Source organism: Mucilaginibacter sp. (genome assembly GCF_028287845.1).
Lineage (GTDB): Bacteria > Bacteroidota > Bacteroidia > Sphingobacteriales > Sphingobacteriaceae > Mucilaginibacter.
Genome location: NZ_JAQBOW010000081.1, coordinates 1 through 4485 on the forward strand (window position 1 = coordinate 1; position 4485 = coordinate 4485).

Sequence of the window (4485 nt, forward strand, 5' to 3'; positions counted from 1 at the left end):
AATGTGGGCGCTACCAACGGACTTGCATTGGTCATAGCAAAGCCTATCATATCTTTCTCCACCGCCATTAATGCATGATAACCGGCAATACCAAAATGGTTTGAGTTGCGGATAGACACCCAGCCCGAACCATACAACGCTGCCTTTTTAAGCGCGACTTCCATTGCAAAAGGGGCCACCACTAAACCTAATCCGGCATCACCATCAATAGTGGCCGTGGTGGGGGTTTCATGTACTATTTGTATGTTGGGCGTAGGGTTAATGCGGTTTTTCTCCCACAAGCGGATATACCCCGTCAACCGGGCAACACCATGCGAGTCTATTCCTCTAAGATCCGCTAACAATAAAACATCAGCCGCTAATATGGCGTGTTCCTGACTGCAGCCCATTGCCAGGAAAATATTTTGAGTAAAGCTGCGTAGTGTAGATTCGGTGACGAGCATGTGCAAATATATTAAAATCTTATTCACACAATCCTCCGCTTCGGGAGCATAGGTTAACTTTCCGTCAGCACAGCAAATTCAAAAGCTAACGGGTCAAAATTGCGGATGAGTTCATCAATAAAGCATTGGCCCCATTTAACATATAGTAAGCCGAAATTTTCATTACGTTCCTGTAAACTATTGCCGGGGAAAAGCTCAGCTTTTATTTGATCTATCTGCTCCAGGCGGGCATGGTAGTTTTCTCTTTCTGCTTTTACCAGCTTCTTTTCCAGTTTATCTATAGCTTTTTTCAGACGAGCCTGTACCGCTTCGGTAGATGGGGCAAGTGTTGGATCGATCTTAGCGGCACGTTGCTTGATGTTATCGAAAATAGCGGTTAGTTCGCCCCATTCTTGTTGTAGTGACAAATTATGCCCGCTATGTTTTTTTATCCAGTAATTCTTTAAAATATCAGTTGGCTTAAATAGATCGGCAGCAGCCAACTCCATCCGCTTTATTTTTATTGCGGATTCTTTGCGAACCACCAAACCCGAATTACGTAATATCAGTACCGGGAAATCAACTTTATAATGCTCAAAATTTGATTTTAGCTCCATCCAGTAAACCACTTCTGCACCCCCGCCAATATAGGCTATGTTGGGTAAAATACATTCCTGGTATAGCGGGCGCATCACCACGTTAGGGCTAAATCTTTCGGGATGCACGGCTATTTCTTGTTTTAATTCAGCTTCTGCAAAACTTAGTTCGGTATTTAAAACCTTGTAAGCGTTGTCTTCAAACACCAGGCGTTCGCGCAGGCTTTCTTTTAGGTAAAAGAAATTGATCTCTCGCGGATTTACCTGTATATGTACGCCCAGTTTTATTAACTCTTCGTTAGTAGTCGTAATGTTTTTAAAGCTGTTCTGCTCAATAATATCCTGTTGAATTATAGGCGCGAACTGCCGTTTTAAACGTTGATTATCGGCATCAATGATAACCAGCCCATGCCGGCCAAATAAGGCGTTTACCATGTAACGGGTAGCGTCGGCCAGTCTGTCAAACCGGGTATAGGCCGTTTCAACAATTGCGGCCAGCTCGGGCCCGTAATGCTCCATGCCTAATACGCCTTTATATTGATTAAGAGCCTGACGCATTGTTTCAGGATGTATGCGCCCGGTTGCCCCGGTTGCCTCATGCCACCAATGTACTTTTTTACCGCCGATGGTGGTGTAGTTGATCTCGGCAAAATCATGATCTTCTGATGCCATCCAGTAAACCGGCACAAAATTTTTATCCGGAAATTGTTCTTTTAATTGCTGCGTAAGCTTAATGGCAGTAACTATTTTATAGATAAAATATAGCGGACCGGCAAATATATTAAGCTGGTGCCCGGTTGTGATTGTATAAGTATTGGACGATCTTAGGCTTTCAATATTTTGCTGAACAGGTTGCGGAATTGCAAATTCAGGATCCCAAATGCGGGCGTATTTATCAATAAGCTGGTATTGGTCAGTTAAGGTATCTGCTAATAATCCCCTATCGGCAACCACCTTTTTATTTGCTAAAAATTCAGCGAAACCTTCAAGGGTAGGGCGATAGCTATAAAATGATCTTAATTCCGGTTTATCTTCCAGGTAATCAATAACCGTTGGGGAAAAGAACCCCGTTTCTTTATAGCTTATACAGGCAACATCCATTAGGTCAAATGTAAAATCATTTAGCCTATTACACAATGGGTTTGTTTTATTTTACAATATGTCCATAAAGGTCAAAATCCTCGGCGGTATCTATCTTCACATTAACAAAACTGCCAACGGTAGCATAATCAATAGCGGCATCAATTAAAACTTCGTTATCTACCTCGGGCGAATCATACTCCGTACGGCCAACAAAGAAGTTGCCGTCTTTTTTATCGATGAGTACTTTGTAGGTATTGCCAATTCTTTCCTGGTTCTTCTCGAAAGAAATTTCCTGCTGAATTTCCATGATGGCATCGGCACGCTGTTGCTTTACCTCTTCAGGTACATCATCAACTAAAGAGTGCGCATGTGTTTTTTCTTCGTGCGAGTAGGTGAAGCAGCCTAAACGGTCAAACTTAGTTTCTTCAACCCATTGCTGCATTTCTTCAAAATCCTGCTCAGTTTCGCCGGGATAGCCGGTTATCAGCGTGGTACGCATGGCAATGCCCGGTACTTTGTCACGAATCTGGTTTACAATATCAATAGTTTTTTGCTTGGTGATACCGCGACGCATGGATTTCAGCATATTATCGCTGATGTGCTGCAACGGCATATCCATGTATTTACAGATGTTATCGCGCTCGTTCATTACATCCAATATCTCCATCGGGAACCCCGAAGGATAAGCGTATTGTAGCCTGATCCACTCAATACCATTCACGTCGGATATGCGGCGAAGCAATTCATCTAAATTACGTTTGCCGTACAGGTCTAAACCGTAGTAAGTCAAATCCTGGGCAATTAATATCAGTTCTTTCGTGCCGTTTTTAGCTAATTTTTCCGCCGCTTTAACCAGATCCTCCATTGGCGTAGTTAAGTGTTTACCACGCATTAGCGGGATAGCACAAAACGAGCAGGGACGGTTACAGCCTTCGGCGATTTTAAAGTAGGCGAAATGCTTGGGGGTGGTTAACAGGCGTTCGCCAATTAGCTCATGCTTGTAATTGGCACCTATCGAGCTTAACAGATTTTGCAGGTCGTTAGTACCAAAGTAAGCATCAACATTGGTTATCTCTGCTTCCAGCTCGGGCTTATAGCGCTCGGACAAGCAGCCTGTAACAATTACTTTCCCTACTTTGCCCTGCTCTTTTAACTCGCTGTATTGTAAAATGGTATCAATAGATTCCTGCTTGGCATTATCAATAAAGCCACAAGTGTTTATTACGATGATATCGTCTTTACCTACTTTTTCAGATTCATGCACAACATCAAACATATTGCCTTTAAGCTGACCCATCAGGATCTCAGAATCATAAGTATTTTTAGAGCAGCCTAAGGTCACTACGTTTACACGTGGCTTTTTGGTTAGTATCGGCTTAGTAATTTCTTTTGTCTTCATTATTTATCCTTATCCCGCCTTAATCCTTGAAAAGAGAGTCTACGAATGCTTTACGATCAAACAATTGTAAATGATCCACACCCTCGCCAATTCCTATATATTTTACCGGTATTTTAAACTGGTCTGATATGCCTATCACCACACCACCTTTTGCGGTACCATCTAATTTTGTTAAAGCCAGGGCATTAACAGCGGTGGCTTCTGTAAATTGTTTGCATTGCTCAATAGCGTTTTGCCCGGTTGATGCATCCAGTACCAGCAATATTTCGTGCGGCGCGCCGGGTACAACCTTTTGCATTACATTTTTAATTTTAGTTAGCTCGTTCATCAAACCAACCTTATTATGTAAACGGCCTGCTGTATCAATAATTGCCACATCATCGCCATTGGCAACTGCTGAGCGCAAAGTATCAAAAGCAACCGATGCCGGGTCAGACCCCATAGCCTGCGCTACAACTTTTACGCCTACACGTTCGCCCCAAAGCTTTATCTGGTCAACCGCCGCCGCCCTGAAAGTATCGGCGGCGCCTAATACTACCTTGTTACCTGCCTGTTTTAATTTATGTGCAAGCTTGCCAATAGTAGTAGTTTTACCAACGCCATTAACACCAACCACCATAATTACATAAGGCTTGTGGGTGCCGTATTCAAAACTTGAAAAATCGTTGCTGTTATTTTCGGCAAGTAGCTGCTGTATCTCATCGCGCAGCAAACCGTTTAAATCGGCAGTGCTTACGTATTTATCGCGCGCCACGCGCTCCTGTATGCGCCCAATAATTTTAAGGGTAGTTTGTACGCCTACGTCTGATGTTACCAACACCTCTTCCAACTCATCCAGCACATCATCATCAACGGTTGATTTACCGGCTATTACTTTGGTAATTTTTGAAAAAAAGTTATCCTTGGTTTTTTCTAACCCGGCATCAAGCACCTCCTGCTCTTGTGGTGTGCTTTCCTTTTTCTTAAAAAAATCAAATAATCCCAT

General features: G+C 42.9%; 4 protein-coding genes. All 4 read right to left on the minus strand.

The genetic code is table 11. From position 1 onward, the window contains the following. Positions 1-443: Ldh family oxidoreductase (locus JWP71_RS07745; RefSeq protein ID WP_299498342.1), on the minus strand; the 443-nt coding region annotated here is incomplete at its 3' end. Positions 444-496: 53 nt separating this feature from the next. Beyond that, the gene (gene bshC / locus JWP71_RS07750; protein WP_299498343.1) at positions 497-2119 is read right to left on the minus strand and encodes a bacillithiol biosynthesis cysteine-adding enzyme BshC; all 1623 of its coding nucleotides are present in this window, start codon (positions 2117-2119) and stop codon (positions 497-499) included. Positions 2120-2165: 46 nt separating this feature from the next. Beyond that, positions 2166-3500 carry a 30S ribosomal protein S12 methylthiotransferase RimO gene (gene rimO / locus JWP71_RS07755; protein ID WP_299498344.1) on the minus strand — a complete coding sequence of 445 codons (1335 nt, stop codon included), beginning with the start codon at positions 3498-3500 and terminating at the stop codon, positions 2166-2168. 19 nt (positions 3501-3519) lie between these two features. Beyond that, positions 3520-4485 (minus strand): signal recognition particle-docking protein FtsY (ftsY, locus tag JWP71_RS07760; protein WP_299498345.1); only part of this gene is annotated, 966 nt, incomplete at its 5' end.

Excerpts from the sequence above, each read along its gene's own strand:
- rimO (WP_299498344.1), bottom strand. The coding sequence starts at position 3,500 with ATGAAGACAAAAGAAATTACTAAGCCGATACTAACCAAAAAGCCACGT.
- bshC (WP_299498343.1), bottom strand. The coding sequence starts at position 2,119 with ATGGATGTTGCCTGTATAAGCTATAAAGAAACGGGGTTCTTTTCCCCA.